14 protein-coding genes and 1 pseudogene are annotated in these 13,869 nt (G+C 35.5%); 10 read left to right on the top strand and 5 right to left on the bottom strand.

The genetic code is table 11. From position 1 onward, the window contains the following. Nucleotides 1–221 (top strand): transposase (locus tag A9G38_RS08315; protein WP_141671736.1); only part of this gene is annotated, 221 nt, incomplete at its 5' end. Nucleotides 222–256: 35 nt separating this feature from the next. Here A9G38_RS08315 and ispB read toward each other — a convergent pair. Beyond that, nucleotides 257–1,243 carry an octaprenyl diphosphate synthase gene (gene ispB, locus A9G38_RS08320; protein WP_034911106.1) on the bottom strand — a complete coding sequence of 329 codons (987 nt, stop codon included), beginning with the start codon at nt 1,241–1,243 and terminating at the stop codon, nt 257–259. Between the two features lie 201 nt (nt 1,244–1,444). On the opposite strand from ispB, the gene A9G38_RS08325 reads away from it, so the two are divergent. Continuing rightward, a complete protein-coding gene (locus tag A9G38_RS08325) occupies nt 1,445–2,227 on the top strand; it encodes a TonB family protein (RefSeq protein WP_176713252.1) in 783 nt (260 codons plus the stop codon). 63 nt (nt 2,228–2,290) lie between these two features. On the opposite strand, the gene pepP is transcribed toward A9G38_RS08325, so the two are convergent. Then, nucleotides 2,291–3,610: a Xaa-Pro aminopeptidase gene (pepP, locus tag A9G38_RS08330; protein WP_034911109.1), complete on the bottom strand. Its 1,320-nt coding sequence runs from the start codon at nt 3,608–3,610 to the stop codon at nt 2,291–2,293. Between the two features lie 33 nt (nt 3,611–3,643). Next, nucleotides 3,644–4,195, bottom strand: coding sequence for a UPF0149 family protein (locus A9G38_RS08335; protein ID WP_034911110.1), 552 nt, complete (start codon nt 4,193–4,195; stop codon nt 3,644–3,646). Nucleotides 4,196–4,339: 144 nt separating this feature from the next. On the opposite strand from A9G38_RS08335, the gene A9G38_RS08340 reads away from it, so the two are divergent. The 4 genes from A9G38_RS08340 to crr all read left to right on the top strand — a co-directional run bounded on the left by A9G38_RS08340 (nt 4,340) and on the right by crr (nt 7,357). Further along, nucleotides 4,340–4,672 carry a hypothetical protein gene (locus tag A9G38_RS08340; protein WP_034911112.1) on the top strand — a complete coding sequence of 111 codons (333 nt, stop codon included), beginning with the start codon at nt 4,340–4,342 and terminating at the stop codon, nt 4,670–4,672. A 134-nt stretch (nt 4,673–4,806) separates the two neighbouring features. Continuing rightward, entirely contained in the window at nt 4,807–5,064 is a 258-nt protein-coding gene (gene ptsH / locus A9G38_RS08345; protein ID WP_034911114.1) for a phosphocarrier protein Hpr, read from the top strand. 52 nt (nt 5,065–5,116) lie between these two features. Beyond that, the gene (gene ptsI, locus A9G38_RS08350; RefSeq protein WP_034911116.1) at nt 5,117–6,844 is read left to right on the top strand and encodes a phosphoenolpyruvate-protein phosphotransferase PtsI; all 1,728 of its coding nucleotides are present in this window, start codon (nt 5,117–5,119) and stop codon (nt 6,842–6,844) included. 9 nt (nt 6,845–6,853) lie between these two features. Continuing rightward, nucleotides 6,854–7,357 carry a PTS glucose transporter subunit IIA gene (crr, locus tag A9G38_RS08355; protein WP_034911117.1) on the top strand — a complete coding sequence of 168 codons (504 nt, stop codon included), beginning with the start codon at nt 6,854–6,856 and terminating at the stop codon, nt 7,355–7,357. 78 nt (nt 7,358–7,435) lie between these two features. On the opposite strand, the gene pgi is transcribed toward crr, so the two are convergent. After that, the gene (pgi, locus tag A9G38_RS08360; RefSeq protein WP_034911120.1) at nt 7,436–9,085 is read right to left on the bottom strand and encodes a glucose-6-phosphate isomerase; all 1,650 of its coding nucleotides are present in this window, start codon (nt 9,083–9,085) and stop codon (nt 7,436–7,438) included. A gap of 309 nt (nt 9,086–9,394) precedes the next feature. Between pgi and fmt the strand changes: the two genes are divergently transcribed. Continuing rightward, nucleotides 9,395–10,357: a methionyl-tRNA formyltransferase gene (gene fmt / locus A9G38_RS08365; protein WP_034911123.1), complete on the top strand. Its 963-nt coding sequence runs from the start codon at nt 9,395–9,397 to the stop codon at nt 10,355–10,357. Nucleotides 10,358–10,398: 41 nt separating this feature from the next. Here the strand turns inward: fmt and tehB are convergent. Continuing rightward, nucleotides 10,399–11,258: pseudogene (gene tehB / locus A9G38_RS12900) on the bottom strand (SAM-dependent methyltransferase TehB). 190 nt (nt 11,259–11,448) lie between these two features. On the opposite strand from tehB, the gene fabI reads away from it, so the two are divergent. The 3 genes from fabI (at nt 11,449) to radC (ending at nt 13,830) form a co-directional block, all read left to right on the top strand. Next, the gene (gene fabI, locus A9G38_RS08375) at nt 11,449–12,237 is read left to right on the top strand and encodes an enoyl-ACP reductase FabI (protein ID WP_034911124.1); all 789 of its coding nucleotides are present in this window, start codon (nt 11,449–11,451) and stop codon (nt 12,235–12,237) included. Between the two features lie 168 nt (nt 12,238–12,405). Beyond that, a complete protein-coding gene (gene slyD, locus A9G38_RS08380) occupies nt 12,406–12,981 on the top strand; it encodes a peptidylprolyl isomerase (RefSeq protein ID WP_034911126.1) in 576 nt (191 codons plus the stop codon). 177 nt (nt 12,982–13,158) lie between these two features. Then, nucleotides 13,159–13,830, top strand: a complete 672-nt coding sequence (radC, locus tag A9G38_RS08385) for a RadC family protein (protein ID WP_034911128.1) — start codon at nt 13,159–13,161, stop codon at nt 13,828–13,830. Nucleotides 13,831–13,869 lie beyond the last annotated feature (39 nt).

The raw sequence follows: 13,869 nt of genomic DNA on the forward strand, positions 1-13,869 counted from the left end.
AAGGCGGACGAACGGTGATTGCTAAACGTAATTATGGTAAGGATATAGATAAAAGCAGTATGGATAGGTGCCTTTATCGCTATCGTCATTTAGTCGAGAATGCCTTTGCTAGAATCAAGCAATATCGTTCAATATCAACTAGATACGATAAGTTAGAAAGGAATTATGCCAGTATGGTATCACTGGCATTTATGTTAATGTGGCTGCCAATGTATTGTTGAGTAATTTATGTACAGCAAAGATCAACAGCCCCTAGTTAGTTTTCTCTTTTTACTGACAATAAGGCAAGATCTTGTAACGCTTGTTTATAAGGCGAATCAGGTAAAATTGCGATAACGTCAAACGCTTTTTGCGCTTCTTTTTGAGCAGTTTGTAACGTAAAATCTAGCGAACCACATTCGTCCATGATGTTTAAAATACGATCTAATAATTGTCGACCATTACCTTGCTCTATTGCTTGGCGTATTAATGCCGCATCTTGAGCATTTTTTGTGTGGTGCATAGCATGTAAAAGCGGTAGAGTGGGCTTGCCTTCGTTAAGATCGTCCCCTAAATTTTTACCTAATTTTTGATTGCTATCAGCGCTATAATCGAGTAGATCATCAATAATTTGAAAGGCTGTGCCTAAATATTTTCCATATTCTTGTAAGGCGAGTTCTTGCTCCTCATTAGCTCCAGCTAGGACAGCAGCAGAATGCGCTGTTGCTTCAAATAGACGTGCCGTTTTTCGATAAATTACATCTAAATATTGTTCTTTTGTGATATCTGGATCGTTACAATTAATCAACTGTTGTACTTCACCTTCAGCTATTACATTGGTTGCAGCCGACATGATCGTCAATACTTTAAACGATTCTGTACGTACCATCATTTGAAAAGAGCGTGTGTAAATATAATCGCCAACTAATACGCTCGCGGCATTGCCAAAAAGTGCATTGGCGGTTGATTTGCCTCGGCGTAAATCGGATTCGTCAACAACATCATCATGCAATAAGGTGGCAGTATGAATAAATTCAATAAAAGCAGCAGTGATAATATGTTTATCGCCTTGGTAGTTGAGTGCTTTGGCTATTAATAATGCGATAACAGGACGTATACGTTTGCCACCACTACTAATGATGTAATTGCCTAATTGATTAATTAAAGCCACATCAGAAGTTAGTTCTGCCTGTATTGCCTCATTTACTTTGACTAAATCATTTTTAACAAGATCGAGTATTTGATTCATTGATGGAGTATTCATCAGCCTAACCACTACAAATGATAGATATTTATTTTCTATTATCTGATAAATATCTTTATGCAACAAGGTATCATCCATCTTATTTTAAAATAATACTACAAATGATAAGCATTTTCATTTAGAATAACTGTCATTAAGTTAAATATGATTATTATTATGAAGATTAACTTTGATATAGATCTCGATGATACTAAGGCCCCTTTGAGTCCAATTAAAAAAAAACCTAAAAATACCTATGTATGTACATCAGTTTCTGTATTGTCGCATCTTATCTTATTTGCTTTGCTCTTTAGTTCTGCCTTGTTTGCTAAAAATGTTGCTGTTGATGAAGGCGATAATGCGATTAAAGCTATTATGGTCGATCTATCGCAATTTGCCGCCCCTGAACAATCATTAGTTGAAAATACCCCTGAAATTCAAGGTGCGGAAAATAGTGAACTGATCGATAACAAACAAATTGAAGAAAAACCAGTTGATCCTGTTGTTGAACCTGAAGTAGTTAAGGAAGAAAATCCTGAATCTATTCTCGAAAAAATATCCGATAAATCAACGGTTGAACCCCAAAAGGAAGTTGTAGTAAAAAAAGAGAAAAAGCCGAAAAAAAAGCGCAGGCCAGTCCAAAAAGCTTCTCATAAACAAGTTAGGCAAGAAGTGGTTAGTGATAATTTGGCAAATACCTCTGTTGCACCCAAACTTTCAGATAATCGCCAATATTCAGGTAATCCTTCTCCAATTAGACGGAATCAACCTGAGTATCCACGCCGAGCGCTTGATATGCGCTTAGAAGGCTATGTGGTAGCAATGTTTGATATTAACAGCGATGGGCGAGTTGAAAATATTCGCATTGTTGAAGCAAATCCTAATAATATATTTAATCGTTCGGTAATAAATGCCATGAAAACTTGGAAGTACAAACCAATTCCAGCAAAAGACCTAAAAATTAGAATTATTTTTAACCGTGATAAATCAATTAAGTTGGATTAATAATTAGATAGATGAAAACAAAAAACCGTAATTTTTATTTTAAAAATTACGGTAACGACACAATTAATGAGTAAATTTATTTTCCATTAATTTTTCAATTTCGGCTGGCTCTTTTGGAACATCACCTGTCAGAACTTCATTCCCTGTGTCAGTAATTAAAATGTTATCTTCGATCCGAATACCGATACCTTTATATTGTGCTGGTACATCTGATTCTTGATTAATATAAAGCCCTGGTTCAACAGTCAATACCATTCCTGACTCTAGAATTCGATCTCGTCCACTACCAACATCATGCACATCAATACCTAACCAATGGCCTAAACCGTGCATGTAATATTGTGTATAAGCTTTATTAGCAATTAAGCTATCAACATCACCTTGCATAATCCCGAGTTTTACTAAACCTTCTACCATCGTTCTTACAACTTGATTATTGACTTCCATAATTGAAGTGCCCGGTTTAAACAATTTAATGGCTTGATATTGTGATGCTAAAACGATGTTATAAATTTCAAGTTGAGCTTGGCTAAATTTGCCATTGATAGGAAAAGTGCGAGTTATATCGCCTGCATAGTACTGATATTCACAACCCGCATCAATTAAAACTAAATCGCCATCTTTTAACTGCTGACTATTATTTTCATAATGTAGTATACATCCATTATTACCACTACCAACAATGGTGTTATAAGATGGTGCTCGTGCGCCATGCCACGCAAATTCATGCAAGATTTCAGCTTCTAGTTGATACTCATACATATTCGGTTTACATCTTTGCATTGCTCGAACGTGAGACTGAGCGCTGATTTTGCAAGCCTTGCGCAATATTTTTATTTCAAAATCTGATTTAAACATGCGCATTTGATGAACTATCGGTCGCCAATCGATCGTGCTGTTTGGTGCATAAAGATTTAATCTACTTCCTTGTCGCAGCGTATTCATTGCGCGATTTACGATTCTATCGGCATATTGATACTGTTGGTCGGCATGGTAAACCGCCGTTTTGCCATTTAATAAATCAGGTAATACTTTTTCAATCTCATCAAATGTATAAGCTTCATCAACAAAAACCGTCTGTAATGCGGCATCTTGACCTAAACGGTAACCAGTCCAAGTCTCTGCTAGCGTATCTTTGGGGCGATTAAATAATATGTATTTAGTTGTATTATCTTTTTGTTTAACTACTGCAAATACCGCTTCTGGTTCAGAAAAAAGTGTAAAATACCAAAAGTCGCTATTTTGTCGATATGGGTAGTGGGTGTCATTACTCCTCGTCATTTCTGGAGCAGCAAAAAAAAGTGCGACACTATTTGGTATCATTTGAGCTAGTAATTTTTCTCGACGTGCAAAAAGTTCTGTTTCGATATCAGTATTTATCATTGTGATGCCCCTGAAGATGTAATGTTATTAATATTAATGGATTGTTGGGGGTGTGTCAGCCTCATTAAATTCGTTAAATTCATCAAAACATAGCATAGAAGTTATGCGAACATACTCTTTTATCTCTTCAAAAGCAAAACCAAGCTCTTGTTGATCTTCATTTTCATCATAGCCTAGTTTAACAATTTGACGTAGGTCATAAATAGCTTCACCAACATCACCTTTGATGTGGTTAATTTTAGGTTGCACAAGCCCAATACCAAGTAAGAAATGATTTACCCAACCAACTAGATCATCCAGTTGTGTATATAAATCTTTGTCGCTAAGTAATAACTGAAAGCTGAAATCTTCTTCAAAAAATTGCTGTTTGATAAGCGCATAAAGTTGGCTAATTTTTTCATCTAATGATGTTGGCATTTTTTGACCATTATTTAACATATCCTCAACTAATGGACGCCAGCTTTCGTCATAGTTACCTCCAGCTAATATGCCTGAAAGAAAACCATGTAACTCAGCAGCAGTAATGCCTATTTTATTTTGGATTAATTGGCGATTAAATTCGTCGTAATTAATAGTATCTGACATAAACTTCCCCTAATATTATTACATCAAGAAAAATGCACTCTGCACTTTCTTCGATTATTAGTATATAATTTGCATCTAATTATAAATCATAAACAGGTTGCTGTGCTTTATAAAGGAATTATTTTGAACATTATAGGATTTATCATGAAATTTTCTCTGCAACTATTATTTTTTGCAGGATTAATATTATCATTAACCTCCTGTAGTTCGTTTTTATCTAATAAAGGCGTAATTGTCCTTGATGTGCAAGATAAAATACATACCTATGTAACCAGCCAAGATTTACCTTCATCTTATAAATTGGGTAATAGTGAACAGGAATTACAACGATTTGAAGCTTTCTGTAGAGATGAGATCCGTGCATCACAACTTGATGGTAGTGAAGAAATCGTTTTTGAGAATATTAAACATGGAATCCATGGACAGGTAGAATTTAAAAAATGTAGTGATAAAGTCACTCGTATCTACCGATACTGATAAATTACGGCTATCTTAATGTGATAGCTAATACGGCTGACTTAATATAAAAGATCAATTAAATCTTACTAGCCTTTCAGGCGTTTTTTATTTATATTGGTCGGTGAAACAAAATATTTTGGGAGTAAAATAATATGTATAAACAAGATGTAACTATTACTGCATCTAACGGTCTTCATACCCGCCCTGCTGCACAATTTGTTAAAGAAGCAAAGAACTTTAATGCAGAAATTACTGTCACATCTAATGGTAAAAGTGCGAGTGCTAAAAGTCTGTTTAAGTTACAAACATTAGGTTTATCACAAGGCACAACTATTACCATTTCTGCCGAAGGTGAAGACGAAAAAGAAGCTGTTGCTCATTTAGTAAAATTAATTCCTGAGTTGGAATAATAACTCCCGATTAGCTATGAACGGTTTTAAAATAGAATAAGGATTAAATGTTATGGTATCAGGTACACTTGTTTCCCCCGGTATCGCTTTTGCTAAAGCGCTATTATTAAAAGAAGAGCCTATTGTTATTAGTAATAGGCAAATTCTTGATAACAAGATTGAGGCTGAAATTGAGCGCTTCAAGGAAGCTCGCCAAAAATCAAGTAAACAGCTACATACGATTATGGAACGAGCAAAATCCACATTAGGCGAAGATAAAGCGGTCATTTTTGAAGGGCATATTATGCTTCTTGAAGATGAGGATCTTGAACAAGAAGTTATTTCTCGCATTCAAAGTAAACATTCAACCGCTGATGCCGCTGTCCAATCTGTATTTGAAACTCAAGCTAAAGAATTAGAGAATCTAGATGATGAATACCTAAAAGAACGTGCCGCTGATATTCGTGATATTGGTAAACGTTTACTCAAAAATATTTTAGGTATTGAAATTGTTGACTTGAGTGCTATTAGCCAACCATGTATTTTAGTTGCAACCGATTTAACACCTTCTGAAACAGCTCAGCTAAACTTGGATATGGTGCTAGGTTTTATTACTGATGCTGGTGGCCGTACTTCGCATACTTCAATTATGGCTCGTTCTTTAGAAATCCCAGCTATCGTTGGAACATCTAATGCAACTCAAGCAATCAAACAAGGTGATTTTGTTATTTTAGATGCAATAAATAATGCTATTTATATCAATCCAGATCACACAACTCAAGAAAAATTAAAACAAGTTCAAGCTAAATATATTAGTGATAAAGAAGAGCTAGCTAAATTGAAAGATCTACCTGCTGTAACCCTTGATGGCCATCAAGTAGAAATTTGCGGTAACATTGGTACAGTGCGTGATATTGCAGGTGCTGAACGTAACGGTTATGAGGGTGTTGGTCTATACCGTACTGAATTCTTATTTATGGATCGTGAAGCTTATCCTGACGAAGAAGAACAATTTAAAGCATATAAAGAAGTAGCTGAATCAACCAATGGTTTATCGGTAATTGTCCGTACCATGGATATTGGTGGCGATAAGGATGTACCTTATATGCATTTACCAAAAGAAGAAAATCCATTCTTAGGTTGGCGAGCAATTCGAATCTGTTTAGATCGTAAAGAAGTACTTCATGCACAATTACGTGCAATTTTGCGTGCATCTGCATTTGGTAAATTGCGCATTATGTTCCCAATGATTATTTCTGTTGAAGAAATTCGTACATTAAAGTCCGAAATCAATATTCTTAAAGAACAATTGAATGCTGAAGGTAAAGCATTTGATAAAAATATTGAAATCGGCGTAATGATTGAAACTCCAGCTGCAGCTGTGATTGCACATCACTTAGCCAAGGAAGTAGACTTTTTTAGTATCGGTACCAATGACTTAACACAATATACGCTTGCCGTTGACCGTGGTAATGAATTAATTTCTCATCTTTATAATCCGTTTTCGCCTTCAGTGTTAACTCTGATTAAAAATGTCATCGATGCTTCTCATAAAGAAGGTAAATGGACAGGTATGTGTGGAGAGCTTGCCGGTGATGAAAGAGCCACAATCTTATTGCTCGGTATGGGACTTGATGAATTTAGTATGAGTGCAGTATCAATTCCTAAAATCAAAAAATTAATTCGCAACACTAACTATGAAGAAGCGAAGAAATTTGCTGATACTGTATTAGAAAAAGCAACTTCTAAAGAAATAATTGATTTAATTGAAAATTACACTGCTGAAAAGCAAATTTGTTAGGAGGCAATAATGGGTCTATTCGATAAAATTAAGCAATTCGTATCCGATGATAATAAAAACAGCATCGAGATTATTGCTCCCTTAAGTGGCGAAATCGTTAAAATCGAAGATGTGCCAGATGTGGTTTTTGCTGAAAAAATCGTTGGTGATGGAGTAGCAATTAAACCTTCTGGTAATAAAATTGTCGCTCCATTAAGTGGGAAAATAGGCAAAATCTTCGAAACTAACCACGCTTTTGCTATAGAATCAGATGAAGGTATTGAGCTTTTTGTTCACTTCGGTATTGATACAGTAGAACTAAAAGGTGAAGGTTTCAAGCGAGTTGCAGAAGAAGGTCAGCAGGTTAAAGTGGGTGATACCATTATTGAAATTGATTTACCTCTACTTGAAAGCAAAGCCAAATCGGTATTAACTCCGGTAGTTATTTCTAATATGGAAACCATAATAGAATTAAATAAATTATCGGGCTCTGTCGAAGCAGGTAAAACACCAATAATGCGTGTGAAAAAATAATTTTTTCACTATTATAAAAAACCTTCAGTTTTAGCTGAAGGTTTTTTTTATGTTATAACTTATCTTTTTTAATAATACTTAACGCCATTTTTTGTATTGGTTGATTAAGCTATTTGTTGAATCATCGTGAGAGCTAACTGGTTTATCATCTGCTAATTCAGGTAAAATACGTCCAGCAAGTTGTTTACCAAGTTCAACACCCCATTGATCAAAACTAAATATATTAAGAATAACGCCTTGAGTAAAGATTTTATGCTCATACATCGCAACTAAGGCACCAAGAGCATAAGGTGTAATTTTTTTCACTAATATTGAATTAGTTGGTTTATTACCTTCAAATACTTTAAATGGTACAACAGACTTCACTTCATCAAGATTTTTTCCTGCAGCTATGAACTCTTGCTCGACCTGTTCTTTTGTTTTACCAAAAGCTAAAGCTTCAGTTTGAGCAAAAAAGTTAGATAATAATTTTGGGTGATGATCTCCAACTGGATTATGGCTTATTGCTGGCGCAATAAAATCACAAGGAATGAGTTTAGTACCTTGGTGAATTAATTGATAAAATGCATGTTGACCATTGGTTCCTGGCTCACCCCAAATAATTGGACCTGTTGTGTAAGGTGTTTTATTACCGTTGCGATCGACACTTTTACCATTTGACTCCATATTTCCTTGTTGGAAATAAGCCGCAAAACGGTGCATGTACTGATCATATGGTAAAATAGCTTCAGTTTCGGCACCACAAAAATTGTTGTACCAAATACCAATTAATGCCAGTAACGTTGGGATATTTTTATCAATTGGTGCGCTCTGGAAGTGCTTATCCATCGCATGGCCACCAGCTAAAAATTGTTTGAAGTTATCAAAACCAATTGATAAAACAATCGATAAGCCAATTGCCGACCAAGATGAATAACGTCCACCAACCCAATCCCAAAATTCAAACATATTAGCTGTATCAATACCAAATTTTTCAACTTCTTTAGCATTAGTTGAAAGAGCAACAAAGTGCAAAGCAACTGCTTTATCATCTTTAGCAGCATCAAGTAACCATGCTCGTGCTGTTTGTGCATTTGTCATAGTTTCTTGAGTGGTAAAAGTTTTGGATGCAACCAAAAATAAAGTAGTTTCAGGATTTAAGCCTCTTAACGCTTCAACAATATGTGTGCCATCTACATTTGATACGAAATGCATGTTTAAGTGATTTTTGTAAGGTCGTAATGCTTCGGTAATCATTACTGGCCCTAGATCTGAACCACCAATACCAATATTGACCACATCAGTAATGGCTTTACCAGTGTATCCTTTCCATTCACCATTAATGATTTTTTTACTGAATGATTCCATCTTAGCTAAGACAGTATTAACATCATCCATCACATTCTTACCATCAACATAAATTGGTGTATTTGATACATTACGTAATGCAACATGTAATACAGCTCGATTTTCTGTACGATTAATCTTTTCACCGCTACACATGGCTTTAGTTGCACCAATTAGATCGCATTCATCTGCTAGCTTATAAAGCAATTCTAGCGTTTCTTGCGTTACTCTATTTTTAGACAAATCAACTAAAAACTCATCTTCAAAAGGAATAGTAAGTTTTTCAACGCGTTTCGGTTCTTCTTTCAAAATTTGTGCAATGGTTTTATTGTGGTGTTTTTCGTAACTAGCTTGAAGGGATTTCCAAGATTGGGTTGTTGTTGGATCAATTGATTTTAACATAATTTATTCCTTAAATAATATAGCATTGTAGTCATAATATAACTATGCCTGACATGATGCAAGATAAGGATCTCATCGATTAAAATAATTCGCTAGAAAGCCATAAAGCGTTTTTTCTGAAATCATTTATACCGTTTAATCGTATTATATTAGAGGGATAATTACATAACATAACCTAATGTACATAAATATTATCAGATTTAATACCAACTAAGATGTTTATCATATCTATGAGTGTTTTTGATTAAAGATTCTCACTAAAATTTCGGGTATAATTCAGATAAATTTTTGATTATGGACATAACGCTTATGCCACATGCAACTAAACCTTTAAATATTATTTTTGCTGGTACACCCGATTTTGCTGCAACTCATTTAAAAGCTCTGATTAACTCACGCCATAATGTAATTGCTGTTTTTACGCAACCAGATCGCCCAGCAGGTCGTGGTAATAAATTAACAGCAAGCCCTGTTAAACAATTAGCTGTTGAGAATAATATTCCTGTTTATCAACCAGCAACGCTTAAATCCGAAAAAAATCAAAAAATCATTGCTGAATTAAATGCTGACATTATGGTTGTTGTTGCTTATGGACTTATTTTGCCACAAACTGTACTTGATATACCTAGATTAGGTTGTTTAAATGTGCATGGTTCATTACTACCACGCTGGCGTGGCGCAGCCCCTATTCAGCGTGCTTGCTGGGCAGGCGATGAAAAAACAGGAATTACCATTATGCAGATGGATGCAGGCCTTGATACGGGTGATATGCTTTATAAGCTTACCTGTCCTATTGAGCAATCCGATACTAGCGCATCACTGTATGAGAAACTCGCAAAACTCGGTCCGCAAGGCTTGCTTGATACATTAGAGTTAATCACTGAAGGAAAAATCCAACCTGAAAAACAAAATGAGACGCAAGCAACCTATGCCGAAAAGCTGTCAAAACAGGAAGCTAAACTTGATTGGAATTTGCCTGCCGTGCAACTTGAGCGTTGCGTTCGGGCTTTTAACCCATGGCCAGTGAGTTATTTTGAGGTTAATGGTGAGCCTGTAAAAGTATGGCAAGCCCATGTGGTAAAAATGGATTCAAAACAGCCGGCTGGCACAATTTTGCAAGCCAATAAAAATGGCATTTGTATTGCAACCAGCAACGGCGCATTGAATATGACACTTTTACAACCTGCAGGAAAAAAACCGATGTCTTCCCAAGATTTGTTAAACTCTCGCAAGGCTTGGTTTACAGTTGGCGAAAAACTAAATACACTTTAATCCAAATATATTAAATTGCAGGATGATATATCCTGTAATTGTTATCGCTTTTTAGCCAATAAGGTGGCAAACCTTAATTTAATTCGGTTTCCATGTATATCTGTTTTATGTAATTGTCCAACATCTTCGTTATATTTTAGTATTTCCCAATCTTGGTAATATTGGTGCAACTCGTTTTCTTTAAAAGTAAATGAAAACCCAACAGAGCAAGGATAATCAGGCGTAGACATGGCGCTGACAATTAAATTATATCCCCCTGATTTGGTCATTTTTTGCATATTATTAATAATAGCTGGAATTCTTTCGGGTTGTAAAAACATCATGACAACGGTCGAAAGAATAAAATCATATTCGCCCTGTAAATTTGCTTGATTGATATCGTAAACCATTGCATTAATGTGCTTAAGGTTATCATCATTAATGATTTTTTGTAAGTTTCCAATACTGAGCTCTGATTTATCAACAGCGGTAACATCAAAGCCTTGTAACTGCAAGTAGAGTGAATTACGACCTGAACCACAACCTAAATCCAATGCCTTTCCTATTTGGATAATCTTTGTTGCGCTAATTACCTCGGAGTAGGTTTTGGTCATTTGGTATTTTTTTGAGTATAATCCTCAGGCAAACAGTAAAATGCTAACTGGCACTGTAAGTCATCTGATATTTCGGCTATACGGTGCCATTGCTGTGGCAATATAAATGGCGGTTGCTGCTGAGTATCAAAATAATGCTTAGTAATCACTTCGCCTTGTTCGGTTAACATTTCAAAACCAATACTTCCTTTTAAAATTTCTAACTTCGCCCATGTACCAATTTGGGTATTATGCTTTTGACGCAACAACGCAGGTAATGTATCAGCATTCCAAATAGGCAATGTTTTGTAACAAACTAAATTATTCAAATTGATACCTCCTATAAAAAAACAATAGTTGACTATTATAGTAGGATATTAATATGGTAAACAATCATTTATTTTAGACAATAAAATAAAAACCTATCAACGAAAATAAATTTATAGTGGCGAAGTTGGCTTGATCAACATATAATCGTCACCATCCTAGACTATATAGTGAAAATTAGAGGAATAATTTATGGGATTTTTAACAGGTAAACGTATACTCGTTACTGGTGTTGCAAGTAATCGTTCAATTGCTTACGGTATTGCACAAGCAATGCATCGTGAAGGCGCTGAACTCGCTTTTACTTACCAAAATGATAAATTAAAAACACGCGTTGAAGAGTTTGCCGCTGATTTTGGTTCTAAAATCGTTTTACCTTGCGATGTTGCTCATGATGAAAGCATCTCTGAACTATTTTCTGAACTTGCAAAAACTTGGGATAAATTTGATGGTTTTGTTCATGCTATTGCTTTCGCACCAGGTGATCAGTTAGATGGCGATTATGTTAATGCCGTTACCCGTGAAGGTTTTGCTATTGCTCACGATATTAGCTCTTATAGCTTCGTTGCTATGGCTAAGGCATGTCGTTCAATGCTAAATCCAAATTCAGCATTAGTGACACTTTCTTATCTTGGTGCTGAGCGCGCAATCCCTAACTATAATGTAATGGGACTTGCTAAAGCCTCACTAGAAGCAAATGTGCGTTATATGGCAAATGCTATGGGTCCTGAAGGTGTCCGTGTTAATGCAATTTCAGCAGGTCCTATTCGTACGCTGGCGGCATCGGGTATTAAAGATTTCAAAAAAATGTTATCTCACTGTGAATCAGTAACACCAATCCGTCGCACTGTGACAACCGAAGATGTGGGTAATTCAGCGGCATTTTTATGTTCAGATTTAGCATCAGGTATTACAGGTGAAGTCATTCATGTTGACGGTGGATTTAGCATCGCTGCGATGAATGAATTAGAACTTAAATAAACTGTTCTCAATGTAAGTTAAAAAGGCGCTAAACCTTAAATATTTGCGCCTTTTTTATTTTATTTTTTTGGTAAATTTTGAACAAAAATATAAAATTTAGAATACTTATACTCTTTTTTCCGTTAAAATCTAATGTAATTTGCTCAATAAAAGTTTGTTGGAGAAAAAATGAAAATAGCAAAAAATACAGTGGTTAGTTTAGCATACCAAGTTCGCACTAAAGACGGTGTTTTAGTTGATGAAGCAACTACGACAGCGCCATTAGAATATTTACATGGCGCAGGTAACTTGCTACAAGATCTTGAGAACGCATTAGATGGTCACCAAATTGGCGACAAATTTGACGTTGAGCTAATTAATGCTTACGGGGATTTTAATGATGCTCTTGTACAAAATGTTCCTCGTGACGTTTTTGTTGGTGTAGATGAACTTGAAGTTGGTATGCGATTTTTTGCTGATACCGAGCATGGTTCTTTACCCGTTGAAATCACCGCTATCGATGGCGATACCATCACTATTGATGGAAACCATATGTTAGCTGGACAAGATTTACAATTTCACGTTGAAGTATTGGCTATTCGTGAGGCTACTGAAGATGAAATTGCTCACGGGCATATTCATGGTGAGCATGGTCATGATCACGGACATGGCGGTTGTGGCTGTGGTGGCCATTCTCATGAAGACGAAGATGATGAAAACACAGGTTGCTGTGGCGGTGGCCATGGTGGTTGTGGTTGTCACTAAAATTTAATTAATTCAAATTAAATTTTAGAAAGCGCTCTATAGCGCTTTTTATTTACTTCTGTTTTGTGTTTTTGCTTAATAAGTTGTGAAACAACTCCCAATATTTTAAATTATCATTTTGCTTTGCTAATTTTTCCTTTAATAATCTCTGTTTTACGATTATTGGGATCTGCAACTATGCCTTCACAACCAATAGCATTAATGCCACGTGAGAAGCTTTTAAAATTTGGCGTTGAAGCACTCAGTGATACTGAATTACTTGCTCTCTTTTTACGCACTGGCACTCGAGATTTGCCTGTTTTGGAACTGTCACAAAAGCTATTAAATGAGTTTGGTTCTTTTTATAATTTAATTAATGCAAGCCATAATGATTTTTGCAAGAAGAAAGGATTGGGAACGGCTAAATATACACAATTGAAAGCAGTTGTTGAACTTTCTCATAGATATTTAAAAGTTAAAATGACTACCGATAATTTTTTGACATCGTCATCTTTGACACATCACTATTTAGCTAGTCGATTGGCTAATAAAGATCGTGAAGTTTTTATGGTTATTTTTTTAGATAATCAAAATCGCGTCATAGCATCAGAAGATATGTTTATCGGTACCTATAATTGTGTTGAAGTCCACCCAAGAGAAGTTGTTAGACGAGCATTACAACATAACGCAGCCGCATTGATTCTAGCACATAATCATCCTTCAGGTGTGGCAGAACCTAGTCAGGCAGATCGCCATCTTACACAAAAAATAGAAGAAGTTTGTGAATTGGTTGATATTCGAGTCATAGATCATATTGTTATAGGTAAAGGTGAATATTTCTCTTTTGCAGAGCATGGATGGATTTCGTAACTATTTTTACTTACAATGTAATTTAATCAACTAATCTAT

The sequence above is a fragment of the Gilliamella sp. Imp1-1 genome (assembly GCF_001690415.1).
In the GTDB taxonomy this organism is placed as follows: Bacteria; Pseudomonadota; Gammaproteobacteria; order Enterobacterales; family Orbaceae; genus Gilliamella; species Gilliamella bombi.

Excerpts from the sequence above, each read along its gene's own strand:
- ptsH (WP_034911114.1), top strand. The coding sequence starts at position 4,807 with ATGTATAAACAAGATGTAACTATTACTGCATCTAACGGTCTTCATACC.
- fmt (WP_034911123.1), top strand. The coding sequence starts at position 9,395 with ATGCCACATGCAACTAAACCTTTAAATATTATTTTTGCTGGTACACCC.
- pepP (WP_034911109.1), bottom strand. The coding sequence starts at position 3,610 with ATGATAAATACTGATATCGAAACAGAACTTTTTGCACGTCGAGAAAAA.
- A9G38_RS08340 (WP_034911112.1), top strand. The coding sequence starts at position 4,340 with ATGAAATTTTCTCTGCAACTATTATTTTTTGCAGGATTAATATTATCA.
- slyD (WP_034911126.1), top strand. The coding sequence starts at position 12,406 with ATGAAAATAGCAAAAAATACAGTGGTTAGTTTAGCATACCAAGTTCGC.
- A9G38_RS08335 (WP_034911110.1), bottom strand. The coding sequence starts at position 4,195 with ATGTCAGATACTATTAATTACGACGAATTTAATCGCCAATTAATCCAA.
- pgi (WP_034911120.1), bottom strand. The coding sequence starts at position 9,085 with ATGTTAAAATCAATTGATCCAACAACAACCCAATCTTGGAAATCCCTT.
- ptsI (WP_034911116.1), top strand. The coding sequence starts at position 5,117 with ATGGTATCAGGTACACTTGTTTCCCCCGGTATCGCTTTTGCTAAAGCG.
- fabI (WP_034911124.1), top strand. The coding sequence starts at position 11,449 with ATGGGATTTTTAACAGGTAAACGTATACTCGTTACTGGTGTTGCAAGT.
- radC (WP_034911128.1), top strand. The coding sequence starts at position 13,159 with ATGCCTTCACAACCAATAGCATTAATGCCACGTGAGAAGCTTTTAAAA.
- ispB (WP_034911106.1), bottom strand. The coding sequence starts at position 1,243 with ATGAATACTCCATCAATGAATCAAATACTCGATCTTGTTAAAAATGAT.
- crr (WP_034911117.1), top strand. The coding sequence starts at position 6,854 with ATGGGTCTATTCGATAAAATTAAGCAATTCGTATCCGATGATAATAAA.